This is a genomic window from Mycobacterium sp., from assembly GCF_035633495.1.
Taxonomy (GTDB): Bacteria; Actinomycetota; Actinomycetes; order Mycobacteriales; family Mycobacteriaceae; genus Mycobacterium.
Genome location: NZ_DASQEU010000188.1, coordinates 12,893 through 33,794, shown reverse-complemented (window position 1 = coordinate 33,794; position 20,902 = coordinate 12,893). Strand labels below are relative to the sequence as shown.

Below are 20,902 nucleotides of genomic sequence, written 5' to 3'. Positions count from 1 at the left end.
AGTTATGCGCCGTGGGTCACGTCAGGGTTTTCGGCATACTCGTTCAAGGACTCGGCCGCTGCGCGCAAGTAGCGAATGACGGTGGACTGTTCCTCGGGTGTGAAGCCCTCGGCGAGGTCGTCGAGTGCGGTGAACAGCGGTCCGAGCTGGCCGAGGATGCGGTCGACGGCCGCCGGGGCTGGTTGCAGAATCCGTCGTCGGCGGTCGGTCTGGTGGGGGTGCCGTTCGAGATGGCCGGCGGCCTCCAACCGGTCGACGAGCTCGGTGCCAGAGCCGGTCGAGATCGCCAGCCTGGCGCTGAGTTCCGCCGGCCCCAAGGGCTCAGTTGCAGTCATGACGTGATTGAGGGCTTGGTAGTCCAAGGGGCGTAGGTCCAGTTGCATGGCCAGCCGCCGGTCGACACTGGCCTGCGCCCGCTGTGTTTCGCGAAGTGCCCACGACATTTCGGAGGCGGACATACGCGCGCGCTCGCGGGCTTCGACGTCGTCGGGTTGCGATAGCTCGGCCACGGAGCAATACTAGCCCCGGGAGAGTAGCTCGTTTACCGAGACACATGGAAACGGAGGTAGTCGTGAACGCAAACTCAGGGCACCGCTGTATTGCGACCGTCGAAGGGGACCGAAGGAGGACGAGATGAGAACCGGACCCGAACAAATTTCTGTCAGCCCTGAATGGATGCCCACGTCCCGGCGGCGTTATCGCTGGTGGCATGCTGCCGCGGTGGGCGCCCTGGCAAACCTCTGCAGCGCAATACCCGCGGGCTACAACGGCGATGAAGAGTTTTACGCGCGGCAAGTCACCCCGCCCGGTGCGCCACCCGGTTGGGTGTTCGCTCCGGTATGGGCGATCAACAACATCCTCACCGCGTACTCCAACCTGCGGGTGGCCAACCTGCCGCACGACACCCCGGGCCGCCGCACGGCGCTCGCCTCCGAAGCCGTCTCCTGGGGGTTGTTCGCGTCGTTCTCAGGGCTGTACTTCGGGCTCCGCAGCCCGATACTCGGGGCGCTCGACACGGTGGCGGGACTCGCGGTGACCTCGCACGGCGTCGTCGCAACGTCACGAGTCGACCGCAAGGCAGCGTGGCTCCTCGTCCCGCGCCTGCTGTGGTTGGCGTATGCGTCCTATGTATCCACCGGCACCGCCTTGCGCAGTCCCGACGACTTATTCGGATGGCGGGGACGACGCCCGATACGAGCGCAACTCTGATCACCCCCATCAGCACTGCCTGGCGCGTGCGCGCTGGCCCGCACGACCGGTCGCCGACGATTCTGGAACGATCGGTTAACAATGAGTAAGGTCGAGGCATGGCTCGCCCTCGAAAGTTCGTCGAAGAAGACGTCGTCGCGGCCGCGCGCGACCAGTTCTGGTCCGCTGGATACGCAGGCACGTCGTTGGACGATCTGACGGAGGTGACGGGTCTGGGCCGCGGGAGTCTCTACGGCGCGTTCGGGGACAAGCACGGGCTCTACCTGCGGGCGCTCGACGACTACTGCACCGGCACCATGGCATCGGTCGCCGATGACTTGGGCGCGCCAGGCGTCTCGGCCTTCGACCGTCTGGTCGGTCACCTCAGGAACGAGGCGAGTACCACCCCCGCTGAAGCCAGGCGCGGCTGCCTCTTGGCCAAGAGTGCCGCCGAATTGGGTTCCACCGACAAGGATGTGGCTCGTCGGGTCAAGGCTTCCATGCAGAAGCACCAGGCGCTGCTCGCGGACACCGTCGCGGCGGCTCAGCGCGACGGCGACATCGATCCCGCCGTCGAACCCGACCAACTGGCGCTGCTGGTGCTCACGTTCCTCCGCGGCTCCGAGGCGCTGCGCAAGTCGGGCTATGCGCCGGCACGGATGCAGGCCGCTGCCGAGAATTTCATCGCGCTGCTGCCCACCATGCACTGAGGACGTCGTGTACGAACGTAATACTGCACCAATGCCTTACGACGTCGGCGTGGAAGACTTGGTTGTCGGCGTCGCAAATCTGACCGCCGGTTTCATGGACGCCCGAGGCCGCTTCGGGCCTCGTCGAATGCGGCACCCAGTTGTCGCAGCGTGGCAGAGACACGCCGCCGGTGCGCGCCGGTCACGTTCGTCGTGCTGGCAGCGACGTGCAGTCCCAGTGGGCGATAGATCCTCGCGAGCGCCTGCCAGGTGGCGGGTTGCAGCTCGACGAGTACCGCGCGGCGGTCCGCGTCATCGGCACGACGGGCTACGTAGTTCGCTCGCTGCAGTCGGTCGATGAGGCTGGTGACGCTGGCCTTGGTCAGACCGAGCCGCCGTGCAATCTCGCTTGCGCCGATCGGACCGTCCTCGAGCAGGTTCAGTGCGCGCAGGTCGCTGCGCCCGATCCCGAGGGATCGGCAGGCCGCCTCGTCGAAGAGGTCCATGGCCTCCCCGATCCTCCGGCACGCGATCAGCAACTCGTCTTGGGTTGAATCGGCTGACATGGTTAGATCACCATACTGTCTGAGCATCGAACTAAGGGGATGTGCGGGTGAAGTGGACCGTGAGCGTCGTCGTCGACCGCGCCGCCGATGAGGTATACGCCGCGATCGCTGATGAACACGAGTTGATGCAGTGGTCGGCCTGGCCGCAAGCCACTGGCTACACATGCGCCGTGCAGGGCGACGGGACCTCCGTCGGCTCCAACATCGTCTTCACCGACGCCGCCGGCATAGAGCAGGGACGTCAGCAACTGGTGCGCACCGAGCCGGGCAAGCTGGTCGAGTACCGCCTGACAAACCGCGGACTTCGCGGGCGCACGATGCGCCCCGAAGTGGGCTTCCGCATCGAGACGATCACCGCCCAACGAACCACGGTTCATCTGGACTTTCGTAACGATGTGCCATTGCCACAGCCTGCGCGCTTGCTGGTCGACCGGCTGCTCGGCCACCGTGTCCGCGCACTCCACGTCGCGGATCTGCGCCAGCTCAAAGCTTTCGTAGAGCAGACGCAGCGGTGAGCGTAGCCCGGGATCCCCACTGCGGACCCGTGCCCCAGAGTGCGTGGGACGCCGACGCAGCCGCACGCCAACACGGACGCGTCCAGATCTTCAATGCCACCCGCCTCGGCGGCCTCGACGGCTGGACCATGGACCTCGAGCAGTACGAACTCATGCGAGCGCACGTCCTAGGCATGCTCGACAACGAGTCCGACCCCGACGGGACCCTGGCGCTCAAGCTCATCGTCGACGAGGCCCAGCACCGCTTCGCCGACCATCCACTCTTCCCCAACAAGCGGGTGCGCAACTACTGCACCTACACCAAAGTCGACCTCGAGGCCCGCTGCGAGATCGAGCGGATACCCGGATCCAGTCCCCAGCGGATCTGGCGGCTCCGCTCAGACAGTCTCGTCGAACCGGCAAGGTAATCCGGTTGGCCGCCGGAAGCGCTCATCGGCAGCGAAGGCGAGATCGTCTTCATCTGTGGGTGAACTCGCGTCTGTGGATGACGGCCTGACGCAGCGACCGCCCTGTCGCAGCGTGCCCGCACGGTGGGGGCATGACGGAAACCTGGAGTCGGGCTCAGATCGGTGCGCTCGGTGAAGACATGGCGGTCGAGCATCTGAGGTCGTGCGGGCTGCGGGTGCTGGCCCGCAACTGGCGGTGTCGCTACGGCGAATTGGACGTGATCGCCGCGGACGATGCCGCAGGCGTGGTCGTGTTCGTAGAGGTCAAGACGCGCACCAGTGACCGGTTCGGTGGGGTGGAGCAGGCGGTGACTCCGCAGAAGGTGCGGCGTCTGCGTCGTCTGGCGGGAGCGTGGCTGGCCGCTCAGGACCACCGCTGGGCACAGGTGCGCATCGACGTCGTCGGCGTGCGGATCGGACGGGGTCCGATCCCGGAGCTCACGCACCTCGAGGGGGTGGGGTGATGACGCTGGGTCGGGCGTACTCGGTGGCGGTGTGCGGGGTGGACGGTGCGATCGTCGAGATCGAGGCCGACATCACCTCGGGCCTTCCCGGTGTGCATCTGGTCGGACTGCCCGACGCCGCGCTGCAGGAGGCGCGCGACCGGGTGCGGGCCGCAATCACCAACTGCGGCAACAGTTGGCCGATGGCCCGGCTGACACTGGCCCTGTCGCCGGCCACGCTTCCGAAGACCGGTTCGGTGTACGACATCGCCTTGTCGTTGGCGGTGTTGTCGGCGCACCAGAAGAAGTCCTGGGCGGCGCTGGACAAGACGGTGCTCCTAGGCGAGCTGGCGCTCGACGGGCGCGTGCGACCGGTGAAGGGCGTGTTGCCCGCGGTGCTGGCGGCCAAGCGAGAGGGCTGGCCCACCGTCGTGGTGCCGATCGACAACCTTGCCGAGGCCAGCCTGGTCGACGGCATCCAGGTGTGGGGGGCGCGGACGCTGCGTCACCTGCAGGCCTGGCTCGAGGGCAAGGGCTCGCTCGACGACAGAGTGATCGCGTCCGCGCCAGAGGCCGAGCCGATGGCCGACCTCGCCGACGTCGTCGGGCAGTCACACGCAAGGTTCGCCGTCGAAGTCGCCGCCGCGGGCGCTCATCACCTGCTGTTGACCGGGCCGCCCGGGGTGGGCAAGACCATGCTCGCGCAACGACTTCCGGGCCTCCTGCCGCCCCTGACGCACGCGGAATCGCTGGAAGTGACGGCCATACATTCGGTGGCGGGCCTGCTGTCCGGCGGCACTCCGCTCATCACTCGACCGGTATTCGTCGCACCACACCACACGTCCACCGTCGCTGCACTCGTGGGCGGCGGTTCCGGGCTCGCCCGTCCAGGTGCGGTCAGCCGCGCGCATCGCGGCGTGCTCTTCCTCGACGAGTGCGCCGAGATCGGCTCCAGCGTGCTGGAGGCACTGCGAACACCCCTGGAGGACGGCGAGATTCGCCTTGCCCGTCGCGACGGCGTCGCTCACTATCCGGCCCGGTTCCAGCTCGTCATGGCGGCGAACCCGTGTCCGTGCGCCCCGGCCAAGCCGAGCGACTGCATCTGTGCGGCCGTCGTCAAGCGGAGGTATCTGGGCAGGTTGTCCGGCCCGCTGATGGACCGCGTCGACCTTCGGGTGGAACTGCATCCGGTCCGGTCGGGCGCGATGGGTGCCGCCGAAGGTGAGTCCACCGCGACGGTCCGCAACCGGGTGGCCGCAGCGCGCGAGGCGGCCGCGGCGCGGTGGGCGCCCCACGGCGTTCGCACCAACGCCGAGGTCAGCGGACCGCTGTTGCGCCGACGATTCCGGCTGGATCGAACGGTGATGGCGCCGCTGCGGACCGCCCTGGACCGAGGCGACCTCAGCATCCGCGGCGTCGACCGGACATTGCGCGTCGCGTGGACCCTCGCCGATCTGGCGGGCCGCCCGATGCCCGAGCTGGGCGACGTCAACACCGCACTGAGTTTTCGTCAGGCCGGAGGTGCGCGATGAACGACGAAAGGCGGGCATGGGCCTACCTGTCGCGGGTCGTCGAGCCACCGTCCCACGATCTGGCGGCGTACGTGGCGGACGTCGGACCCGTCGAGGCCGCGACGCGCATCAAACGGGGTGACGTGATGCCCGCGCTCGCGCGACTCACCGAGGCGCGGCGCGACATCGATTGCTCGGCAGAGGATCTCGACCTACTGGCGCGCCTCGGCGGCCGTCTGGTCACTCCCGACGAGCCCGACTGGCCACTGCTTGCCTTCACGTCGTTCAACGGCAGACCCGCGCGCGACCGTCCGGCGGGGCGTGCACCGATGGTGCTGTGGGTGATCGGGGTGGATTCACTCGCCGACGTGGCCGAACGTGCGTGCTCGATCGTCGGAACGCGGGCGGCGACGTCCTACGGCGAGTATCAGGCAGCCGATCTGGCCGCCGGCCTGGCAGAACGCGACGTGGCGGTGGTGTCCGGCGGCGCCTTCGGCATCGACGGCGTGGCGCATCGCGCGGCGCTGGGCGCGGAGGGTCTCACCGTCGCGGTGCTCGCGGGCGGGGTCGACGTGCCGTACCCGTCCGCGCACTCGGCGATGCTGCGCCGCATCGGTGAACGGGGGCTACTGGTCAGCGAGTATCCACCGGGCGTTCGGCCCGCGCGGCACCGCTTCCTCACCCGCAATCGGCTCGTGGCCGCGCTGTCCGGAGCGACGGTCGTCGTCGAGGCGGGTCTGCGCAGCGGCGCGGCCAACACGGCCGCCTGGGCGGAGGCCCTCGGACGTCCCGTCTGCGCCTATCCGGGACCAGTCACGTCGTCGGCGTCCGCCGGGTGTCACGTGTTGATCAGGAACGGCGCCTTCCTCGTCACGCGCGTCGAGGAGGTCGTGGAAATGGTGGGAGCGGCGGGTGAGATCGCGCCAGAGCCCGATCGGCCCACCTCGCCGCTCGACGGGCTCACCGAAACCGAGCTGCGGGCCTACGACGCACTTCCAGCGCGGGGTGCCCGCACCGTCGACCAGATCGCCGTGGCGGCCGGTCTGCCGCCAACGGAGTTGCTGGGACCCCTGGCGACCTTGGAACTCGCTGGTCTGGTGCTTCGTCGTGACGGGAAGTGGCGGATCGCGCTCCGGTAAGTTGGCTCCATGCACGGCGTCGGGAAGCTCGCACGGTAGACGTCCACCCGACCTCACCCGCTCGTATGGTCGGTGAACCAACCGACGATCGCGAAGAGGTGACTGTGGCAGGGCGTCCGATCCACACGTTCGAAGTGGTACGCAGCTATTGGCGGCGCGGCCGGACCGAGGAGACCTTCCGGCAATGGAAGGCCGAGCTGGCGAAAGCAGAGTCTCAGTCCGCTGGGTGAGCGGGGCTGGCACTCTTGGCTCATGGCATTCGGTGACTACCAACTCGAGATCTACCTGCAGGGCCTGTCCGGCGTCCTGCCGTCTCTTCCGATGGCGTTCGCGGAACTGGAGGCCAAGGCCCAGGCCGCCATGTCTGCGTCGCTGTGGTCCTACGTGGCCGGCGGCGCGGGCGATGAACGCACGCAGCGCGTCAACGTCACGGCATTCGAACGATGGGGCCTGATGCCGCGAATGTTCGTGGGCGCCAAGGAGCGAGACGTATCCATCGACCTGTTCGGGCTGACCCTGCCGTCGCCGGTCTTCATGGCGCCGATCGGTGTCATCGGCCTGTGCGCGCAGGACGGCCACGGTGACCTCGCCGCGGCCAGGGCTGCCGCCCGCACCGGCGTCCCGATGGTGGTGTCGACGCTGACGGCCGACCCGTTGGAGGAGGTCGCCGCCGAGTTCGGTGACACACCGGGTTTCTTCCAGCTTTACACCCCGACCGACCGTGACCTGGCCGCCAGCCTGGTCTCGCGGGCCGAGGCCGCCGGGTACAAGGGCATCGTCGTCACCTTGGACACCTGGGTTCCCGGCTGGCGGCCGCGCGACCTGTCGACGTCCAACTTCCCGCAGCTGCGTGGGCACTGCCTGTCGAACTACACCAGCGACCCCGTCTTCCGAGCCTCGCTGGCGCAGACGCCCGAGGAGAACCCGCAGGGCGCGATCCTCAAGTGGATCTCGGTGTTCGGCAATTCGTTGGCCTGGGACGACCTGCCGTGGTTGCGGTCCTTGACGAAGCTTCCGCTACTGGTCAAGGGCATCCAGCATCCCGACGACGCCCGTCGCGCCATCGACGGCGGCGTCGACGGCATCTACTGCTCGAATCACGGCGGGCGCCAAGCCAACGGTGGGCTGCCCGCGATCGATTGCCTGCCGGGAGTCGTCGACGCGGCGAAGGGTGTACCGGTGTTGTTCGACTCCGGCATCCGCAGTGGCGCCGACATCGTCAAGGCAGTGGCGCTCGGCGCCACCGCCGTCGGAGTCGGGCGGCCCTACGCGTACGGGCTGGCGCTCGGTGGCGCCGACGGCGTCGTGCACGTCCTGCGGTCTCTGCTCGCCGAGGCCGACCTCATCATGGGGATCGACGGGTACGCCTCGCTCAAGGATCTGGTGCCGGAGGCGTTGCGTCGCGTCGAGTCAGCCGCGGTGTCCCGATGAAGGCCGTGACGTGCCTCGAGGGGAACCTCGAGGTGGCCGACGTTCCGGCCCGGCAGCCGCAGAAGGGCCAACTGGTCCTCGAGGTGCGGCGGTGCGGTATCTGCGGTTCCGACCTGCATGCCCGACACCACGCCGGCGAGCTCGAGGACGTGATGGCCGCGGTCGGCTACGAGGACTTCATGCGGACCGACACGCCGGTCGTGATGGGGCACGAGTTCTCCGGTGAGGTCGCTGAACGCGGACGCGGTGTCGCCAAGGAGTTCAAGGCGGGCACGCTCGTCGTCTCCTTCCCGCTGGTGCGTGCCAACGGCGGCGTGCATCTGACGGGGCTGTCACCGCTGGCGCCCGGGGGATACGCCGAGCAGGTACTCGTCGAGGCGGCGATGAGCTTCGTCGTCCCCAATGGGTTGTCGGCCGACATCGCGGCGTTGACCGAGCCGATGGCCGTGGCGCTGCACGCCGTGCGCCGCAGCGAGATCGGCAAGGGAGACGTCGCGATCGTGGTCGGCTGCGGTCCAGTCGGGCTCGCCGTGATCAGCCACCTCAAGGCGAACGGGGTGAAGACCGTCGTCGCGAGTGACTTCTCCAGCGGCAGAAGGGCACTCGCCACGAGGTGCGGTGCCGACGTCGTGGTCGACCCGTCGGTCGATTCACCGTACGACCGCGCCGCCGAGACCAAGGGCGTGATCACCGACGCTCAAGCCCTGTACGAGCTCGGCGTGGGATCGATGGAGAAACTGCGCAAGCTGCCCGGGTGGTCACACGTCTATCGCGCGGCGGACGCTCTCGGCGCGGCTGGCCCGAAGCGGCCCGTCATCTTCGAATGTGTCGGTGTCCCGGGCATGATCGACGGCGTGGTGGCTGCGGCGCCGCTCAACTCGCGCGTCGTCGTCGTCGGTGTCTGCATGGGGGAGGACAAGCTGCGGCCCGCGATGGCGATCAGCAAGGAGGTCGACTTGCGATTCGTATTCGGTTACACGCCACTGGAATTCCGCGACACCCTGTACATGCTGGCCGACGGCAAGGTCGACGGTTCGCCCTTGCTCACCGGCACGGTCGGGCTGAACGGCGTTGAGACCGCCTTCGAAGCCCTCGGTGATCCCGAGACGCACGCCAAGATCCTCATCGATCCCGCCAGCGCCTCCGTCGCACCCTGACCACTACGGGTCGTCGTTGCCCTCGGTGAGCATGCGTTCGGGGTGGTGAAGGTCGTTGACGCGGGCTTGGCCAGTGTCGAGCGCTGGCGGCGGTATCCACTCGGTGCGGCCGTCAGCGCGCTTTCGGGCGATCCAATCGCTGTTTTCGATCATGCGGTTGTCGGGGCCACAGGCCAGGGTGAGGTCGTTGACATCGGTTTGGCCGTCGTTCTTCCAATCCGCGACCGCATGGTGCGCCTCGCATTGGTACCCAGACGCCGTGCAGCCGGGTCTGGTGCAGCCCCGGTCGCGACTGAACAGCACGATGCGTTGCGCAGGTGATGCGCACCGGCGTGAACGGCCCAGGTGCAACGTCTCACCGGTGTACTTGTCGAACACCGCCAGGTAGTGAAAGGCGTGTGAGGCGAGGGCTGCCCGTGTCTCGGGAGTCACCCAGCCGCTGATGCGGCTCATTCCATCGGACTGTTGATTTGCAAGCGTCAGCCCGCGGCGTCGGGCCCGTTCGTCGTCGGAGTAGTCGCCGTCGGGATGCAGCAGCGCGGACAGCAGGTTTGCGGCTTGGCGTAGACCTTCGGGTCCGTGCTCGCTGGCGATACGTGCCAAGTCGGCCTCGGCTGCCTCGCCGCGTCTCGTAGTCGACTGAATCGGGCAGGTGGGCGAAGAAGTTCCGGATGATCGCGACGTGATCGGCCCCGATCCGGCCGGCCTCCTGCGCCACAGCGGTCTTCTCGTGCACCGGGGCCAAGGACTCCCCCGACAGCGTCCGGCGTCGACCGAGCTCAGCCGCGCAGTCGATCCGTCGACGTGCATCCCCCTGGCCGATGCGGAGATGGAATGCAAGCAGCTTGCCCAGCGACGTCGCGCCGAGCTCGATGGGATTGGCCTCCGCCGCCAGGCGATTGATCACCCGATGTGCCACGACCGGGGCGCGACGGGTGTCCCGTTCGAGGTGATCGAGCACCTCCAACAACTCGGAATGGGTAAGGGTGTCCACGTCGATGGCGGTCACTGCGTCGCGGGCGGCCTACAGCGCCTCGATGGCTGCGACGGCGTGCGAACTCATAACCGAACGCTAGTTCGAACCACCGACAAGAAACTCCGGCTTGTGACTGGTGAAACCACAGTGGCGCAGAAGTTTTCGCGGAATCAGGTCCGCGGGGTCAGGTCACCATGTGGTCTCGAATTGGCGACACGGGCCGCCACTGAATGCGACGCCAGGAAGCGTCTGCCAACGTAGGGAATCGTGGTGGCGGTCGACGTGGTCCTCGAGGAGTTCGACGAGTACCTCGCGCTGCAACGCGGTCGGTCGGAACACACCCGCCGTGCCTATCTCGGCGATCTGCGCTCGCTGTTCAGCTTTCTCGCGGAGCGAACGCCCGACCCCCCACTGGAGCGGCTCACGCTGCCGCTGCTACGGACGTGGCTCTCGAGCCAGGCCGCGGCGGGAGCAGCGCGCACGACGCTGGCGCGGCGGACGTCGGCGGTGAAGACGTTCACCGCATGGGCCTCTCGACGTGGCCTGTTGGACGGGGATCCCGCGGCACGTCTACAAGTCCCCAGAGCACGCCGCACCCTGCCCGCGGTGCTGCGTCAGGACCAGGCACTCGATGCCATGGACGCCGCCACGTCCGGTGCGCAGCAAGGAGATCCGCTCGCGCTGCGGGACCGGTTGATCGTCGAGATGTTGTACGCCACGGGAATTCGCGTCAGCGAGCTGTGCGGTCTCGACGTCGACGACGTCGACACCGGCAGGAGGGTGCTGCGAGTGCTCGGCAAGGGAAACAAGCAGCGGACGGTGCCCTTCGGCGAACCCGCTCTGCGGGCGTTCACGTCCTGGCTAACCGAGGGCAGGCCTGCCTTGGCCACCGCCACCTCGGGACCCGCACTGCTGCTCGGCGCGCGTGGACGGCGCATCGACCCGCGCCAGGCCCGCACCGTGGTGCACCAGACGATGGCCGCCGTCGACGGAGCTCCCGACATCGGCCCACACGGACTTCGCCACAGCGCGGCGACGCACCTGCTCGAAGGAGGGGCGGATCTCCGCGTCGTCCAGGAGCTGCTGGGTCATTCGAGCCTGGCCACCACCCAGCTGTACACCCACGTCACCGTCGCGAGGTTGCGTGCTGTTCACGATCAGGCGCACCCAAGGGCTTGAGCCGGATCGGGGTCGTCGCCACCAGGCCGAGCGGGTCGACGTAATCGGCGCGCGACGCCGGGCCCCACATGGCACCCCAGTGCAGGCACGCATCGGCTCCACAGTCGGCGTGACCGGCGACCAGCGTTCCGATCGCACTACCGGGATCGACCGGCTGTCCCACCCGCACGACGGCCCGCACCGGTTCGTACGTCGTGCGCAGGCCACCCGGATGGGCGATCGACACCAGGGGTCTGCCCGCCAACTCGCCGGCGAAGACGACGGTGCCCGCCGCGGCGGCGTACACGGTCTGACCTGCAGTGCCGGCCAGGTCGACGCCACGGTGGCCGCGATTCCAGTTGGGCGACGGCGCGTCGAACGTCCGCAGCACCCCCGGTCGGGGTCGTAGCGGCCAGTCCAGCCGGCCATCGACAGCGGACGCCGGTACCGCCAGCAGGACGCCGACGGCCAGTACGATCGACAGAGATCTCATCTGGCCAGTTCAGCGCCTTGACGCCGGGTGGCGGAAGGCGCTCGGCGCGATCTGTGCACCAAACAGCGACTGTGGATGACCCCGGTCGCCACGCTCCTGCCCTCGCGTGGACAAAGCATGCATGTCAACGGTGTAAACTCAGCCCCGCAATCCGCGTGAGCGGGTTGACTTCGCGCGCCTGTGCCGCAGCCCCGATCGATTGGGTTGCACACGCATGCCGGGCGGTCCCGCCTCGAGCTCCTCGAGACCGGGTCCGGCACGCAACGGGCGCCAGGGTTCGGCATCACCCGACGCCGGACGACAACCGACAGAATAAGGACATGGCCGACCATGGCTGTTGTAACCATGAAGCAGCTGCTTGACAGCGGCACCCACTTCGGGCACCAGACCCGTCGCTGGAATCCCAAGATGAAGCGGTTCATCTTCACCGACCGCAACGGCATCTACATCATCGACTTGCAGCAGACGCTGACGTACATCGACAAGGCGTACGAATTCGTCAAGGAAACCGTCGCCCACGGCGGCAGCATCATGTTCGTCGGTACCAAGAAGCAAGCACAGGAGTCCATCGCCGACGAGGCCACCCGCGTCGGGATGCCCTACGTCAACCAGCGCTGGCTCGGCGGCATGCTGACCAACTTCCAGACCGTGCACAAGCGCCTCCAGCGTATGAAGGAGCTGGAGACCATGGAGCAGACCGGTGGCTTCGAAGGCCGCACCAAGAAGGAAATCTTGATGCTGACCCGCGAGAAGAACAAGCTCGAGCGCAGCCTCGGCGGTATCCGCGACATGCAGAAGGTGCCGTCGGCGATCTGGGTCGTCGACACCAACAAGGAGCACCTCGCGGTCGCGGAGGCGCGCAAGCTGCACATCCCGATCATCGCGATCCTCGACACCAACTGCGATCCGGACCTCGTCGACTACCCGATCCCGGGTAACGACGACGCAATCCGCTCGGCCTCACTGCTCACCAAGGTGATCGCCTCTGCGGTCGCCGAGGGGCTCAAGGCCCGCTCCGGCGCCGGCGCCGACAAAGCCGCCGCCGAGGGTGCCGAGCCGCTGGCCGAGTGGGAGCAGGAACTGCTGGCCACGGCCACGGCGCCCTCGGCTGCCCCCGCGGAAGCGGAAGCCGTTGCCACCGAGACGACCGCTGAATCTTCCTAGAGAGGCTGAGACATTGGCGAACTACACCGCTGCCGACGTCAAGCGACTTCGGGAGCTGACTGGCTCGGGCATGCTCGACTGCAAGAACGCGCTCGTCGAAGCCGACGGTGACTTCGAGAGGGCCGTCGAGGTCCTGCGCATCAAGGGTGCCAAGGACGTCGGCAAGCGCGCCGAGCGTGCGACGGCCGAGGGCCTGGTCGCCGCCAAGGGCGGCGCGCTGATCGAGCTGAACTCGGAAACGGACTTCGTCGCCAAGAACGAGGAGTTCCAGGCCGTGGCGGCGCAGATCGTGACCGCGGCTGCCGAGTTCAAGGCGTCCGACGTCGAGGAGTTGAAGACCGCCACCATCGGGGACAAGACCGTCGAGCAGGTCATCGCCGACCTCTCCGCCAAGATCGGCGAGAAGCTCGAACTGCGTCGCGTCGCGTACTTCGACGGCACGGTGGAGGCGTACCTGCACAAGCGGTCGTCCGATCTGCCGCCCGCCGTCGGCGTGCTCGTCGAGTACACCGGAGGCAACGTCGCGGTCGCGCACGCCGTCGCGCTGCAGGTCGCGTCGATGAAGGCGAAGTACCTGACGCGTGACGACGTTCCCGCCGATGCCGTCGCCAACGAGCGACGCATCGCCGAGGAGACGGCTCGCGAAGAGGGCAAGCCCGAGAAGGCGCTGCCGAAGATCATCGAAGGTCGCCTCACGGGCTTCTTAAAGGACGTCGTCCTTCTCGAGCAGCAGGCCATCTCCGACGACAAGAAGACCGTCAAGGCCGTGATCGACGATGCTGGACTGACCGTCACCCGGTTCGTCCGCTTCGAGGTCGGTCGCGCCTAGACGCATTGACTTGGGCGACGCACCAAATCGCTCATCTAGGAGACCCCGCGCCCCCACCGGCGATCCCGGTGGGCGCGGGGTTTCTCCGTATCTAGCGGTCGATGACCCGACGGCGTTATTGCACACGTGTGTTGCTAGCGTCGGGTGATGACCTTCGTATCTGCGTTCGGCGACGACGCACTGGGCGAGCTCGACGCCACGGCGGTGGCCGAGGCCATCCGATCCAGGGCGGTGTCGAGAGTGGACGTCGTCGAGGCGGCGATCGCCCGAACGCAGAAGGTCAACCCTGAGTTGAACGGCCTGGCCTACGAGGCCTTCGACCGGGCCCGCGTCCGAGCAGCGGCCCAGACCCGATATGGCGGGTTCTTCGACGGCGTGCCGACCTTCGTCAAGGACAACGTCGCCGTCGAGGGCATGCCGACGATGGAGGGTACCGACGCTTGGCAGCCGCGGCCGGAGATCGTGAACGGTGAATTCACCCGCGCCTACCTGTCGACGGGCCTCGTCGCGCTCGGCAAGACACAGATGTCGGAGTTCGGCTTCAGCGCCGTCGCCGAACATCCGCGTCTCGGCGCAGTGCGCAACCCCTGGAACACCGACCACACCGCCGGTGCGTCGTCATCGGGCTCCGGAGCCTTCGTCGCGGCGGGCGTAGTACCGATCGCGCACGCCAACGACGGCGGTGGCTCGATCCGGATCCCGGCGTCGTGCAACGGGCTGGTCGGACTCAAGCCCTCGCGCGGCCGTCTGCCCTTGGACAAGGACATGCGCCAGATGCCGATTCGCATCGTGGCCAACGGGGTGGTCACCCGGTCGGTCCGTGATACTGCCGCGTTCTACCGCGAGGCCGAGAACGTCTGGCGCAAACCGAAACTCGATCCGATCGGAGACGTGACGCGGCCGGGACGGGATCGACTGCGCATCGCCTTGTTCACCAAGTCCGTCAAGCGGGAATGCAGCCCCGCGGTCCGCGACCAGACACTGGCTACCGCTGCACTACTCGAAAGGATGGGGCACCACGTCGAACGTCTCGACGAACCGCCGGTGCCGCCGTCCTTCATCGACGACTTCCTCCTGTACTGGGCACTGCTCTCCTTCGCGCTGCTGCGGGGCGGACGGGGCCGCTTCGGCGATTCCTTCGATCGCGACAAGCTCGACAACCTCAGTCTCGGTCTCGAGGGCTTCGCGGCGGGCAATCTGCACCGGCTTCCGCTGGCGATCGCCCGCCTGGCGACACTGCGACGCCGGATGCTCACACGGGTGCGGGACTACGACGTGCTGCTGACGCCCACATTGGCCGACGTTCCGCCCGTCGTCGGGCATCTCGACCCGACGGCCGACTACGAGCAGATCATCGACCGGCTGGTGGACTGGGTGGCCTTCACGCCCCTGCAGAACGTCACGGGCGACCCGGCAATCTCGCTGCCACTGGGCGAGTCAGAGGACGGTCTTCCCATCGGCATGATGTTCAGCGCACGAATGGGGCGCGAGGCCACGCTGCTCGCGCTGGCATACGAGCTGGAGGAGGCCGCGCCGTTCCGCCTCCTCACCCAGAAGTGATGCGGATTTCGACGTCCAATCACACTGAGGGGCAGGGAGATTCGCTGCACGCCTCGGTTGAGGCAACGGAATTCGTTGCAGGCGTGACACGGCAACGTAATCCGACTTAGGTCGAGTTAACCTGCCGGACATCAGTAATGGCAAGGGAAGAAACACGGCGAGCTGAACATCCCGTGGCCGGCGGGCTATTGCGGCCAGGGTGACCACTACGACAACTCGCCACTGATCTGTCGTCCGCTGACCTTCATGCGGGCGGCGCCGTCCGAGCACGGCTATGCGCGTCCGGTCGAGGGCCTGATCGTCACGTTCGACCTCGACAACATGGAGATCATCGACATCGAGGATCACGGTGTGGTCCCGATGCCGCCGACGGCGGGCAATTACGACGCGCGGTTCATGTTCGACCCGAACAACCGTCCTGCCTTCACCGAGTTCCGTTCGGACGTCAAGCCGATCGAGATCACTCAACCCGACGGGCCCAGTTTCACCGTCGACGGGTGGCACGTGACGTGGCAGAAGTGGTCCATGCGCCTCGGTTTCAATCCTCGCGAGGGGATCACGCTGCACGAGGTGACCTACACCGACCGCGGCGAGACCAGGCCGATCATGTACCGGGGTTCGTTGTCGGAGATGGTGGTGCCCTACGGCGACACCTCGCCGACGCACTGGAACAAGAACGTGTTCGACATGGGTGAGGTTGGCATGGGCTTCTCGGCCAACCCGCTGACGTTGGGCTGCGACTGTCTCGGCGAGATCCACTACTTCGACGGCACCGTCAACGACTCGGACGGCAACGCGGTGACGATCCCCAACGCCATCTGCATGCACGAGGAGGACTACGGAATCTCCTGGAAGCACAACGACTTCCGTACGCAGGAGGTGGAGGTCCGGCGCTCGCGCCGGTTGGTCGTCTCGATGATCTGCACCGTCGGCAACTACGAGTACGGGTTCTTCTGGTACTTCTACAACGACGCGTCCATCGAGGTCGAGGTCAAGCTGTCGGGCGTGCTCACCATGGGCTCGATCGCCGAGGGCGAGGTTCCGCGCTGGGGCAAGTTGGTCGCACCGGGTGTCTATGGGCCGAACCATCAGCACTTCTTCAACTTCCGGCTCGACATGAGCGTCGACGGGCCGGGAAACAGTGTGTACGAGGTGGATTCGATCCCGGAGCCCGATCCTGCGCTCAATCCGCACAACAACGCCTGGATCACCCAGGACACCCTGGTGGCGTCCGAGGCCGACGGTGCTCGCGACTGGGACTGGAAGACCGGTCGGTACTGGAAGGTCACCAACCCGACGATGAAGAACGAGCTGGGCAGTCCGACGGCCTACAAGTTTGTGCCCAAGGACATCGTGCCCGTCATGGTGCAGGAGGGCTCCTACATCTACGATCGGGCGCGGTTCGTTCAGCACAACCTGTGGGTCACCAAGTACGACGACGCGGAGAAGTTCGCCGCGGGTGACTACATGTACCAGTCGGCCGACGCCCAGGGGCTACCGGAGTTCGTGGCGGACGACGCGCCGCTGGAGAACACCGACGTGGTGCTCTGGTACACGCTCGGCGCGCATCACGTGGTGCGGCCGGAGGACTGGCCGGTGATGCCTTGTGCCTACACGGGGTTCCATCTCAAGCCGATCGGCCGTCTTCGACGGCAATCCGGCACTGGACATTCCGCCGACGCCGCCGAAGGCGTGCCATGGTGCGCACCACGCGGGTCTGCCGGTGGCGGCCAAGGCCATGGAGTCCTGAGCTGCCAGTCGTAACCGCCCTCAGCCCAGGGCGGCGAGCAACTCCTTGAAGTCTGCTCGCTGCTCTGGGCTGAGGGGTGCCAACACCCTTCGCTCGGCGTCGCGAACGCCCGCGTCGGTCCGCTTCAGTAGCTCGATACCGTCGCGGGTGAGCTCGGCGGGCAGGGAGCGCCCGGACGTCACCGCCGCCGGCCGTGCCACCAGACCACGGTCCTGCAGCCCCCGCACCACCATGTTCATGGCCTGAGGCGACACGCTGACGTCGCGGGCCAGGTCGGCATTGGAGCGGCCAGGCGACTTCGACAGGGTCCGCATGCAGATGTACTGCGGGAACGACAGTCCCAACGGCTCGAGCGCCGACGACGTCACTTCGGAGCGCAACGACATCGCCAATCGCTGGAGTAGATAGCCCAGCGGTTCGTCCCCAGCCTCATTCATGTCAATCATCTTGACACATATCAACTAAGTTGATAAACAGGATGGCATGACTCATCCGACTGACGACATGTTCGATTCCGCCTACCGCGGCGAGGCCGAAGAAATGGGTCTCGGTACCAAGCCGCCGTGGAGCATCGGCGAGCCGCAACCCGAGATCGCGGCACTGATCGCGGCAGGCAAGTTGCACGGCGATGTCCTGGACGCCGGTTGCGGCGAGGCCGCGACCGCGTTGGCGCTCGCCGAACAGGGTTACAGCACGGTCGGCCTCGACCAGTCGGCCACCGCGATCGAGTTGGCGCGCGAAGAGGCCACCAAGCGCGGTCTGACCAATGCCACCTTCGACGTCGCGGACATCAGCGCCTTCACCGGCTACGACGGACGCTTCGGCACGATCGTGGACTCGACCCTCTTCCACTCGATGCCCGTCGAACTTCGCGACGGGTACCAGCAGTCGATCGTGCGGGCCGCCGCGCCGGGTGCGTCGTACTTCGTGCTGGTCTTCGACCGCGGCTCGATGGGTGACGCCGGACCCGCACACCCCGTCACCGAACAGGAACTGCGCGACGTGGTGTCCAAGTACTGGGTCATCGACGACGTCCGACCGGCCCGCATCCACGTCAACGTCGCGGAGAAATTCACCGGGTTCAAGGACTTTGCCGGTGCGGGCATTCAGGACGAGGGCAACGGTCGCATGTCGGTGGGCGCCTGGCTGCTGTCGGCGCACCTGGGCTAAGGGCTGACCTTCGCCACCCCTCGGCGCCCCCAATCAAGCCGTTTGGCAGGATTGGGGGCGTCGTCGCGGGTAGAACGTTCGGGCGGATGTCTCGTGGGCGGAGCCGAAGGAGTCAGGATGGCGGAAACGGTCCTTGCCGGCCAGCTGGGTTACTCGCGCGTTCTGCTCAAACTGGGCGGCGAGATGTTCGGCGGCGGCCAGGTGGGACTCGATCCAGACGTGGTGGCACTCGTCGCCCGCCAGATCGCCGAAGTGGTGCGCGGCGGCGTCCAGGTCGCCGTGGTCATCGGTGGGGGCAACTTCTTTAGAGGGGCGCAGCTGCAGCAGCGCGGCATGGAGCGCAGCCGGTCGGACTACATGGGCATGCTCGGCACCGTCATGAACAGCCTTGCGCTGCAGGACTTCCTGGAGAAGGAAGGCATCGATACCCGGGTGCAGACCGCCATCACGATGGGTCAGGTCGCCGAGCCGTACATCCCTGGGCGCGCCCGTAGGCACCTGGAGAAGGGTCGGGTCGTCATCTTCGGCGCAGGCATGGGCCTGCCGTACTTCTCCACCGACACCACCGCCGCGCAGCGAGCCCTGGAGATCGGCGCGGAGGTGGTGCTGATGGCCAAGGCCGTCGACGGCGTCTTCACCGACGACCCGCGGACGAACCCGGACGCGGAGTTGCTCGTGGCGATCACCCACCGCGAGGTCATCGACCGCGGCCTGCAGGTCGCCGACGCCACGGCCTTCAGCCTCTGCATGGACAACAGCATGCCCATCCTGGTGTTCAATCTGCTGACCGACGGAAACATCGCGCGCGCGGTCGCAGGTGAGAGGATTGGCACACTGGTCACCACCTGACTGGTGGACGACTGAGCGAGCGCCGGCGGACGGGACAATGGCCCGTGGTCGAGCGACAGCGACGGGAGAAGAACTAGTGATCGACGAAACCCTCTTCGAGGCCGAGGAGAAGATGGAGAAGGCGGTGTCCGTGGCGCGGGACGACCTGTCGTCCATTCGCACGGGCCGCGCGAATCCCGGCATGTTCAATCGGGTCAAGGTCGAGTACTACGGCTCGCTCACGCCGATCACCCAGCTCTCCAGCATCAACGTGCCCGAGGCCCGGCTCGTCGTCATCAAGCCGTACGAGGCCAACCAGCTGCGTCCCATCGAGGACGCGATCCGCAATTCGGACCTCGGCGTCAACCCGGGCAACGACGGCAACGTCATCCGCATCTCGATTCCTCAGCTGACCGAGGAGCGTCGGCGCGACCTGGTCAAACAAGCCAAGTCCAAGGGCGAGGACGCCAAGGTGACGGTGCGCAACATCCGTCGCAAGGCGATGGAGGAGCTCGCCCGCATCAAGAAGGACGGCGAAGCAGGCGAGGACGAGGTCGGCCGGGCCGAGAAGGATCTGGACAAGAGCACCCAGACCTACACCGGCCAGATCGACGACTTGGTGAAGCACAAAGAAGGCGAGCTGCTGGAGGTCTAGGTCGCCGGAGACCAGACCTTCAGTAACAGCACGGTGGCAGACACCGACATGGCGCCCGCCGAAGGGGCCGACGCATCCGAGCCCAAGAAGAAACAAGGGCGAGCCGGGCGCAACCTACCCGCCGCCATCGCGGTCGGGGCGTTCCTGGGTTTCGGTGTCATCGCCATCCTGGTGTTCGCACCGCTGGTTTGGGTGCCGGTCGTGGCGGCTGCCATGGCCGTGGCGACCCACGAGGTCGTCCGGCGGCTGCGGACCGCCGGTTACGCGATCCCGATCATTCCGCTCCTCGTCGGCGGCCAGGCCATCGTCTGGCTGACGTGGCCCTTCGGCCCGACGGGCGCCCTGGGGGCGTTCGGCGCCACCGTCGTCGTGTGCATGATCTGGCGGCTGCTCTCGGGGGGCCTCAAGGACCCGCCGGTGAATTACCTGCGCGACGTCACGGCGACGATCTTCCTGGCGGCCTGGATACCGCTGTTCGGTGCGTTCGGTGTCCTGCTCGTCTATCCCGAGGACGGCCGTTGGCGGGTGCTCTGCCTGATGCTGGGCGTGGTCTTCTCCGACATCGGCGGGTATGCCGCTGGAGTGTTGTTCGGCAAGCACCCGATGGTGCCGGCGATCAGTCCCAAGAAGTCCTGGGAGGGCTTCACCGGCTCGCTGGTCTTCGGCACCGCCGCCTCGGTGCTCGCCGTGACGTACCTGCTCGACAAGCCCGCCTGGGTTGGCGTCCCGCTCGGGCTCATGCTGGTCCTCACGGGCACGCTCGGGGACCTCATCGAGTCGCAGGTCAAGCGCGATCTGGGAATCAAGGACATGGGCACCTTGCTACCCGGCCACGGAGGCCTGATGGACCGTCTCGATTCGGTCCTGCCCTCGGCCGTCGCGACGTGGGTCGTCCTGACGCTTCTCGCGTGAGGCCTTGGAGGGCTTGGAGGCCTTGGAGTTGATCCAGCAGGCGAGCGCCCCGAACAGCAGACCGATGCCCGTTCCGACGTCGACGCCCTGACCGAGCAGCAACCACGACAGGACGCCCGGCCGCGCCGTGCAGGTTGATCGCCCGCACGTACAGCGACACCCCCAGCGTCGCGTTGAGCAGCACCACCCCGGCCACCGCGAACAGGGCCTTGGTCGAATCGTGAACGGCGACGTGCCGCGTCCAACGACTATCGGCGATCGCGATTGATCGGCATCGCTGATCGATTCATCGGCAGTTGACGTCAATCGGTCGCGGAATGCG

General features: G+C 67.1%; 22 protein-coding genes and 4 pseudogenes. 19 read left to right on the top strand and 7 right to left on the bottom strand.

Features of this window, described 5'->3' with window-relative positions; genetic code table 11:
- Positions 1 to 2: 2 nt before the first annotated feature.
- Complete coding sequence (locus VET27_RS26680; protein WP_526523079.1) at positions 3 to 509, bottom strand: MarR family winged helix-turn-helix transcriptional regulator; 507 nt, start codon at positions 507 to 509, stop codon at positions 3 to 5.
- 211 nt (positions 510 to 720) lie between these two features.
- Between VET27_RS26680 and VET27_RS26675 the strand changes: the two genes are divergently transcribed.
- Together VET27_RS26675 and VET27_RS26670 are read left to right on the top strand one after the other, a co-directional pair.
- Positions 721 to 1,209 (top strand): TspO/MBR family protein, encoded by a 489-nt coding sequence (locus VET27_RS26675; RefSeq protein WP_526523077.1) that lies wholly within the window; start codon positions 721 to 723, stop codon positions 1,207 to 1,209.
- 98 nt (positions 1,210 to 1,307) lie between these two features.
- Positions 1,308 to 1,898: a TetR/AcrR family transcriptional regulator gene (locus VET27_RS26670; RefSeq protein WP_526523075.1), complete on the top strand. Its 591-nt coding sequence runs from the start codon at positions 1,308 to 1,310 to the stop codon at positions 1,896 to 1,898.
- Between the two features lie 92 nt (positions 1,899 to 1,990).
- Here the strand turns inward: VET27_RS26670 and VET27_RS26665 are convergent, their stop codons facing one another.
- Entirely contained in the window at positions 1,991 to 2,443 is a 453-nt protein-coding gene (locus VET27_RS26665) for a MarR family winged helix-turn-helix transcriptional regulator (RefSeq protein ID WP_526523074.1), read from the bottom strand.
- A gap of 47 nt (positions 2,444 to 2,490) precedes the next feature.
- Here VET27_RS26665 and VET27_RS26660 point away from each other — a divergent pair, with 47 nt between their 5' ends.
- The 8 genes and pseudogenes from VET27_RS26660 (at position 2,491) to VET27_RS26625 (ending at position 9,085) form a co-directional block, all read left to right on the top strand.
- The gene (locus tag VET27_RS26660) at positions 2,491 to 2,958 is read left to right on the top strand and encodes an SRPBCC family protein (RefSeq protein ID WP_526523072.1); all 468 of its coding nucleotides are present in this window, start codon (positions 2,491 to 2,493) and stop codon (positions 2,956 to 2,958) included.
- Positions 2,955 to 3,365, top strand: coding sequence for a DUF6958 family protein (locus VET27_RS26655; RefSeq protein ID WP_526523070.1), 411 nt, complete (start codon positions 2,955 to 2,957; stop codon positions 3,363 to 3,365). Before VET27_RS26660 ends, VET27_RS26655 begins: the two co-directional genes overlap by 4 nt.
- Before the next feature lie 131 nt (positions 3,366 to 3,496).
- On the top strand, positions 3,497 to 3,868 hold the full coding sequence (locus tag VET27_RS26650) for a YraN family protein (protein WP_526523067.1): 372 nt from the start codon (positions 3,497 to 3,499) through the stop codon (positions 3,866 to 3,868).
- On the top strand, positions 3,868 to 5,379 hold the full coding sequence (locus VET27_RS26645; RefSeq protein WP_526523065.1) for a YifB family Mg chelatase-like AAA ATPase: 1,512 nt from the start codon (positions 3,868 to 3,870) through the stop codon (positions 5,377 to 5,379). Before VET27_RS26650 ends, VET27_RS26645 begins: the two co-directional genes overlap by 1 nt.
- On the top strand, positions 5,376 to 6,497 hold the full coding sequence (gene dprA / locus VET27_RS26640) for a DNA-processing protein DprA (protein ID WP_526523063.1): 1,122 nt from the start codon (positions 5,376 to 5,378) through the stop codon (positions 6,495 to 6,497). Before VET27_RS26645 ends, dprA begins: the two co-directional genes overlap by 4 nt.
- Before the next feature lie 137 nt (positions 6,498 to 6,634).
- A pseudogene (locus VET27_RS26635) lies at positions 6,635 to 6,727 on the top strand (siderophore-interacting protein); the annotation flags it as partial.
- Between the two features lie 22 nt (positions 6,728 to 6,749).
- The gene (locus VET27_RS26630; RefSeq protein ID WP_526523061.1) at positions 6,750 to 7,928 is read left to right on the top strand and encodes an alpha-hydroxy-acid oxidizing protein; all 1,179 of its coding nucleotides are present in this window, start codon (positions 6,750 to 6,752) and stop codon (positions 7,926 to 7,928) included.
- Entirely contained in the window at positions 7,925 to 9,085 is a 1,161-nt protein-coding gene (locus VET27_RS26625) for a zinc-binding dehydrogenase (protein WP_526523059.1), read from the top strand. The genes VET27_RS26630 and VET27_RS26625 overlap by 4 nt, the downstream gene beginning before the upstream one ends.
- 3 nt (positions 9,086 to 9,088) lie before the next feature.
- Here VET27_RS26625 and VET27_RS26620 read toward each other — a convergent pair whose 3' ends face one another.
- Positions 9,089 to 9,688, bottom strand: coding sequence for an HNH endonuclease signature motif containing protein (locus VET27_RS26620; RefSeq protein WP_526523057.1), 600 nt, complete (start codon positions 9,686 to 9,688; stop codon positions 9,089 to 9,091).
- A gap of 88 nt (positions 9,689 to 9,776) precedes the next feature.
- A pseudogene (locus tag VET27_RS26615) lies at positions 9,777 to 9,992 on the bottom strand (DUF222 domain-containing protein); the annotation flags it as partial.
- A 351-nt stretch (positions 9,993 to 10,343) separates the two neighbouring features.
- Between VET27_RS26615 and VET27_RS26610 the strand changes: the two are divergent.
- Positions 10,344 to 11,240: a tyrosine recombinase XerC gene (locus tag VET27_RS26610; protein WP_526523099.1), complete on the top strand. Its 897-nt coding sequence runs from the start codon at positions 10,344 to 10,346 to the stop codon at positions 11,238 to 11,240.
- On the opposite strand, the gene VET27_RS26605 is transcribed toward VET27_RS26610, so the two are convergent.
- Positions 11,188 to 11,712, bottom strand: a complete 525-nt coding sequence (locus VET27_RS26605) for a M23 family metallopeptidase (protein ID WP_526523055.1) — start codon at positions 11,710 to 11,712, stop codon at positions 11,188 to 11,190. The genes VET27_RS26610 and VET27_RS26605 overlap by 53 nt on opposite strands.
- A 330-nt stretch (positions 11,713 to 12,042) precedes the next feature.
- Here VET27_RS26605 and rpsB point away from each other — a divergent pair, with 330 nt between their 5' ends.
- From rpsB to VET27_RS26585, 4 genes and pseudogenes are all read left to right on the top strand, one after another.
- Positions 12,043 to 12,876 carry a 30S ribosomal protein S2 gene (rpsB, locus tag VET27_RS26600; RefSeq protein ID WP_526523053.1) on the top strand — a complete coding sequence of 278 codons (834 nt, stop codon included), beginning with the start codon at positions 12,043 to 12,045 and terminating at the stop codon, positions 12,874 to 12,876.
- 13 nt (positions 12,877 to 12,889) lie between these two features.
- On the top strand, positions 12,890 to 13,705 hold the full coding sequence (gene tsf, locus VET27_RS26595; RefSeq protein WP_526523051.1) for a translation elongation factor Ts: 816 nt from the start codon (positions 12,890 to 12,892) through the stop codon (positions 13,703 to 13,705).
- Between the two features lie 147 nt (positions 13,706 to 13,852).
- Positions 13,853 to 15,265 (top strand): amidase, encoded by a 1,413-nt coding sequence (locus tag VET27_RS26590; protein WP_526523049.1) that lies wholly within the window; start codon positions 13,853 to 13,855, stop codon positions 15,263 to 15,265.
- Between the two features lie 171 nt (positions 15,266 to 15,436).
- Positions 15,437 to 17,015, top strand: a pseudogene (locus tag VET27_RS26585) (primary-amine oxidase); the annotation flags it as partial.
- A gap of 20 nt (positions 17,016 to 17,035) precedes the next feature.
- Here VET27_RS26585 and VET27_RS26580 read toward each other — a convergent pair.
- Positions 17,036 to 17,452: a MarR family winged helix-turn-helix transcriptional regulator gene (locus VET27_RS26580; RefSeq protein ID WP_526523047.1), complete on the bottom strand. Its 417-nt coding sequence runs from the start codon at positions 17,450 to 17,452 to the stop codon at positions 17,036 to 17,038.
- A 46-nt stretch (positions 17,453 to 17,498) separates the two neighbouring features.
- On the opposite strand from VET27_RS26580, the gene VET27_RS26575 reads away from it, so the two are divergent.
- The 4 genes from VET27_RS26575 to VET27_RS26560 all read left to right on the top strand — a co-directional run bounded on the left by VET27_RS26575 (position 17,499) and on the right by VET27_RS26560 (position 20,580).
- Positions 17,499 to 18,185 carry a class I SAM-dependent methyltransferase gene (locus tag VET27_RS26575; RefSeq protein ID WP_526523045.1) on the top strand — a complete coding sequence of 229 codons (687 nt, stop codon included), beginning with the start codon at positions 17,499 to 17,501 and terminating at the stop codon, positions 18,183 to 18,185.
- Positions 18,186 to 18,302: 117 nt separating this feature from the next.
- Positions 18,303 to 19,034: a UMP kinase gene (gene pyrH, locus VET27_RS26570; RefSeq protein WP_526523043.1), complete on the top strand. Its 732-nt coding sequence runs from the start codon at positions 18,303 to 18,305 to the stop codon at positions 19,032 to 19,034.
- A gap of 76 nt (positions 19,035 to 19,110) precedes the next feature.
- Positions 19,111 to 19,668: a ribosome recycling factor gene (frr, locus tag VET27_RS26565; RefSeq protein WP_526523041.1), complete on the top strand. Its 558-nt coding sequence runs from the start codon at positions 19,111 to 19,113 to the stop codon at positions 19,666 to 19,668.
- A gap of 48 nt (positions 19,669 to 19,716) precedes the next feature.
- Positions 19,717 to 20,580, top strand: a complete 864-nt coding sequence (locus tag VET27_RS26560) for a phosphatidate cytidylyltransferase (protein WP_526523097.1) — start codon at positions 19,717 to 19,719, stop codon at positions 20,578 to 20,580.
- Here the strand turns inward: VET27_RS26560 and VET27_RS26555 are convergent.
- Positions 20,491 to 20,809: pseudogene (locus VET27_RS26555) on the bottom strand (DMT family transporter); the annotation flags it as partial. The gene VET27_RS26560 and the pseudogene VET27_RS26555 sit on opposite strands and share 90 nt — an antisense overlap.
- Positions 20,810 to 20,902: the final 93 nt, after the last annotated feature.

Excerpts from the sequence above, each read along its gene's own strand:
- VET27_RS26630 (WP_526523061.1), top strand. The coding sequence starts at position 6,750 with ATGGCATTCGGTGACTACCAACTCGAGATCTACCTGCAGGGCCTGTCC.
- VET27_RS26670 (WP_526523075.1), top strand. The coding sequence starts at position 1,308 with ATGGCTCGCCCTCGAAAGTTCGTCGAAGAAGACGTCGTCGCGGCCGCG.
- VET27_RS26650 (WP_526523067.1), top strand. The coding sequence starts at position 3,497 with ATGACGGAAACCTGGAGTCGGGCTCAGATCGGTGCGCTCGGTGAAGAC.
- VET27_RS26590 (WP_526523049.1), top strand. The coding sequence starts at position 13,853 with ATGACCTTCGTATCTGCGTTCGGCGACGACGCACTGGGCGAGCTCGAC.
- VET27_RS26645 (WP_526523065.1), top strand. The coding sequence starts at position 3,868 with ATGACGCTGGGTCGGGCGTACTCGGTGGCGGTGTGCGGGGTGGACGGT.
- VET27_RS26580 (WP_526523047.1), bottom strand. The coding sequence starts at position 17,452 with ATGAATGAGGCTGGGGACGAACCGCTGGGCTATCTACTCCAGCGATTG.
- VET27_RS26575 (WP_526523045.1), top strand. The coding sequence starts at position 17,499 with ATGACTCATCCGACTGACGACATGTTCGATTCCGCCTACCGCGGCGAG.
- pyrH (WP_526523043.1), top strand. The coding sequence starts at position 18,303 with ATGGCGGAAACGGTCCTTGCCGGCCAGCTGGGTTACTCGCGCGTTCTG.
- VET27_RS26665 (WP_526523074.1), bottom strand. The coding sequence starts at position 2,443 with ATGTCAGCCGATTCAACCCAAGACGAGTTGCTGATCGCGTGCCGGAGG.
- VET27_RS26625 (WP_526523059.1), top strand. The coding sequence starts at position 7,925 with ATGAAGGCCGTGACGTGCCTCGAGGGGAACCTCGAGGTGGCCGACGTT.
- rpsB (WP_526523053.1), top strand. The coding sequence starts at position 12,043 with ATGGCTGTTGTAACCATGAAGCAGCTGCTTGACAGCGGCACCCACTTC.
- VET27_RS26605 (WP_526523055.1), bottom strand. The coding sequence starts at position 11,712 with ATGAGATCTCTGTCGATCGTACTGGCCGTCGGCGTCCTGCTGGCGGTA.
- VET27_RS26560 (WP_526523097.1), top strand. The coding sequence starts at position 19,717 with ATGGCGCCCGCCGAAGGGGCCGACGCATCCGAGCCCAAGAAGAAACAA.
- dprA (WP_526523063.1), top strand. The coding sequence starts at position 5,376 with ATGAACGACGAAAGGCGGGCATGGGCCTACCTGTCGCGGGTCGTCGAG.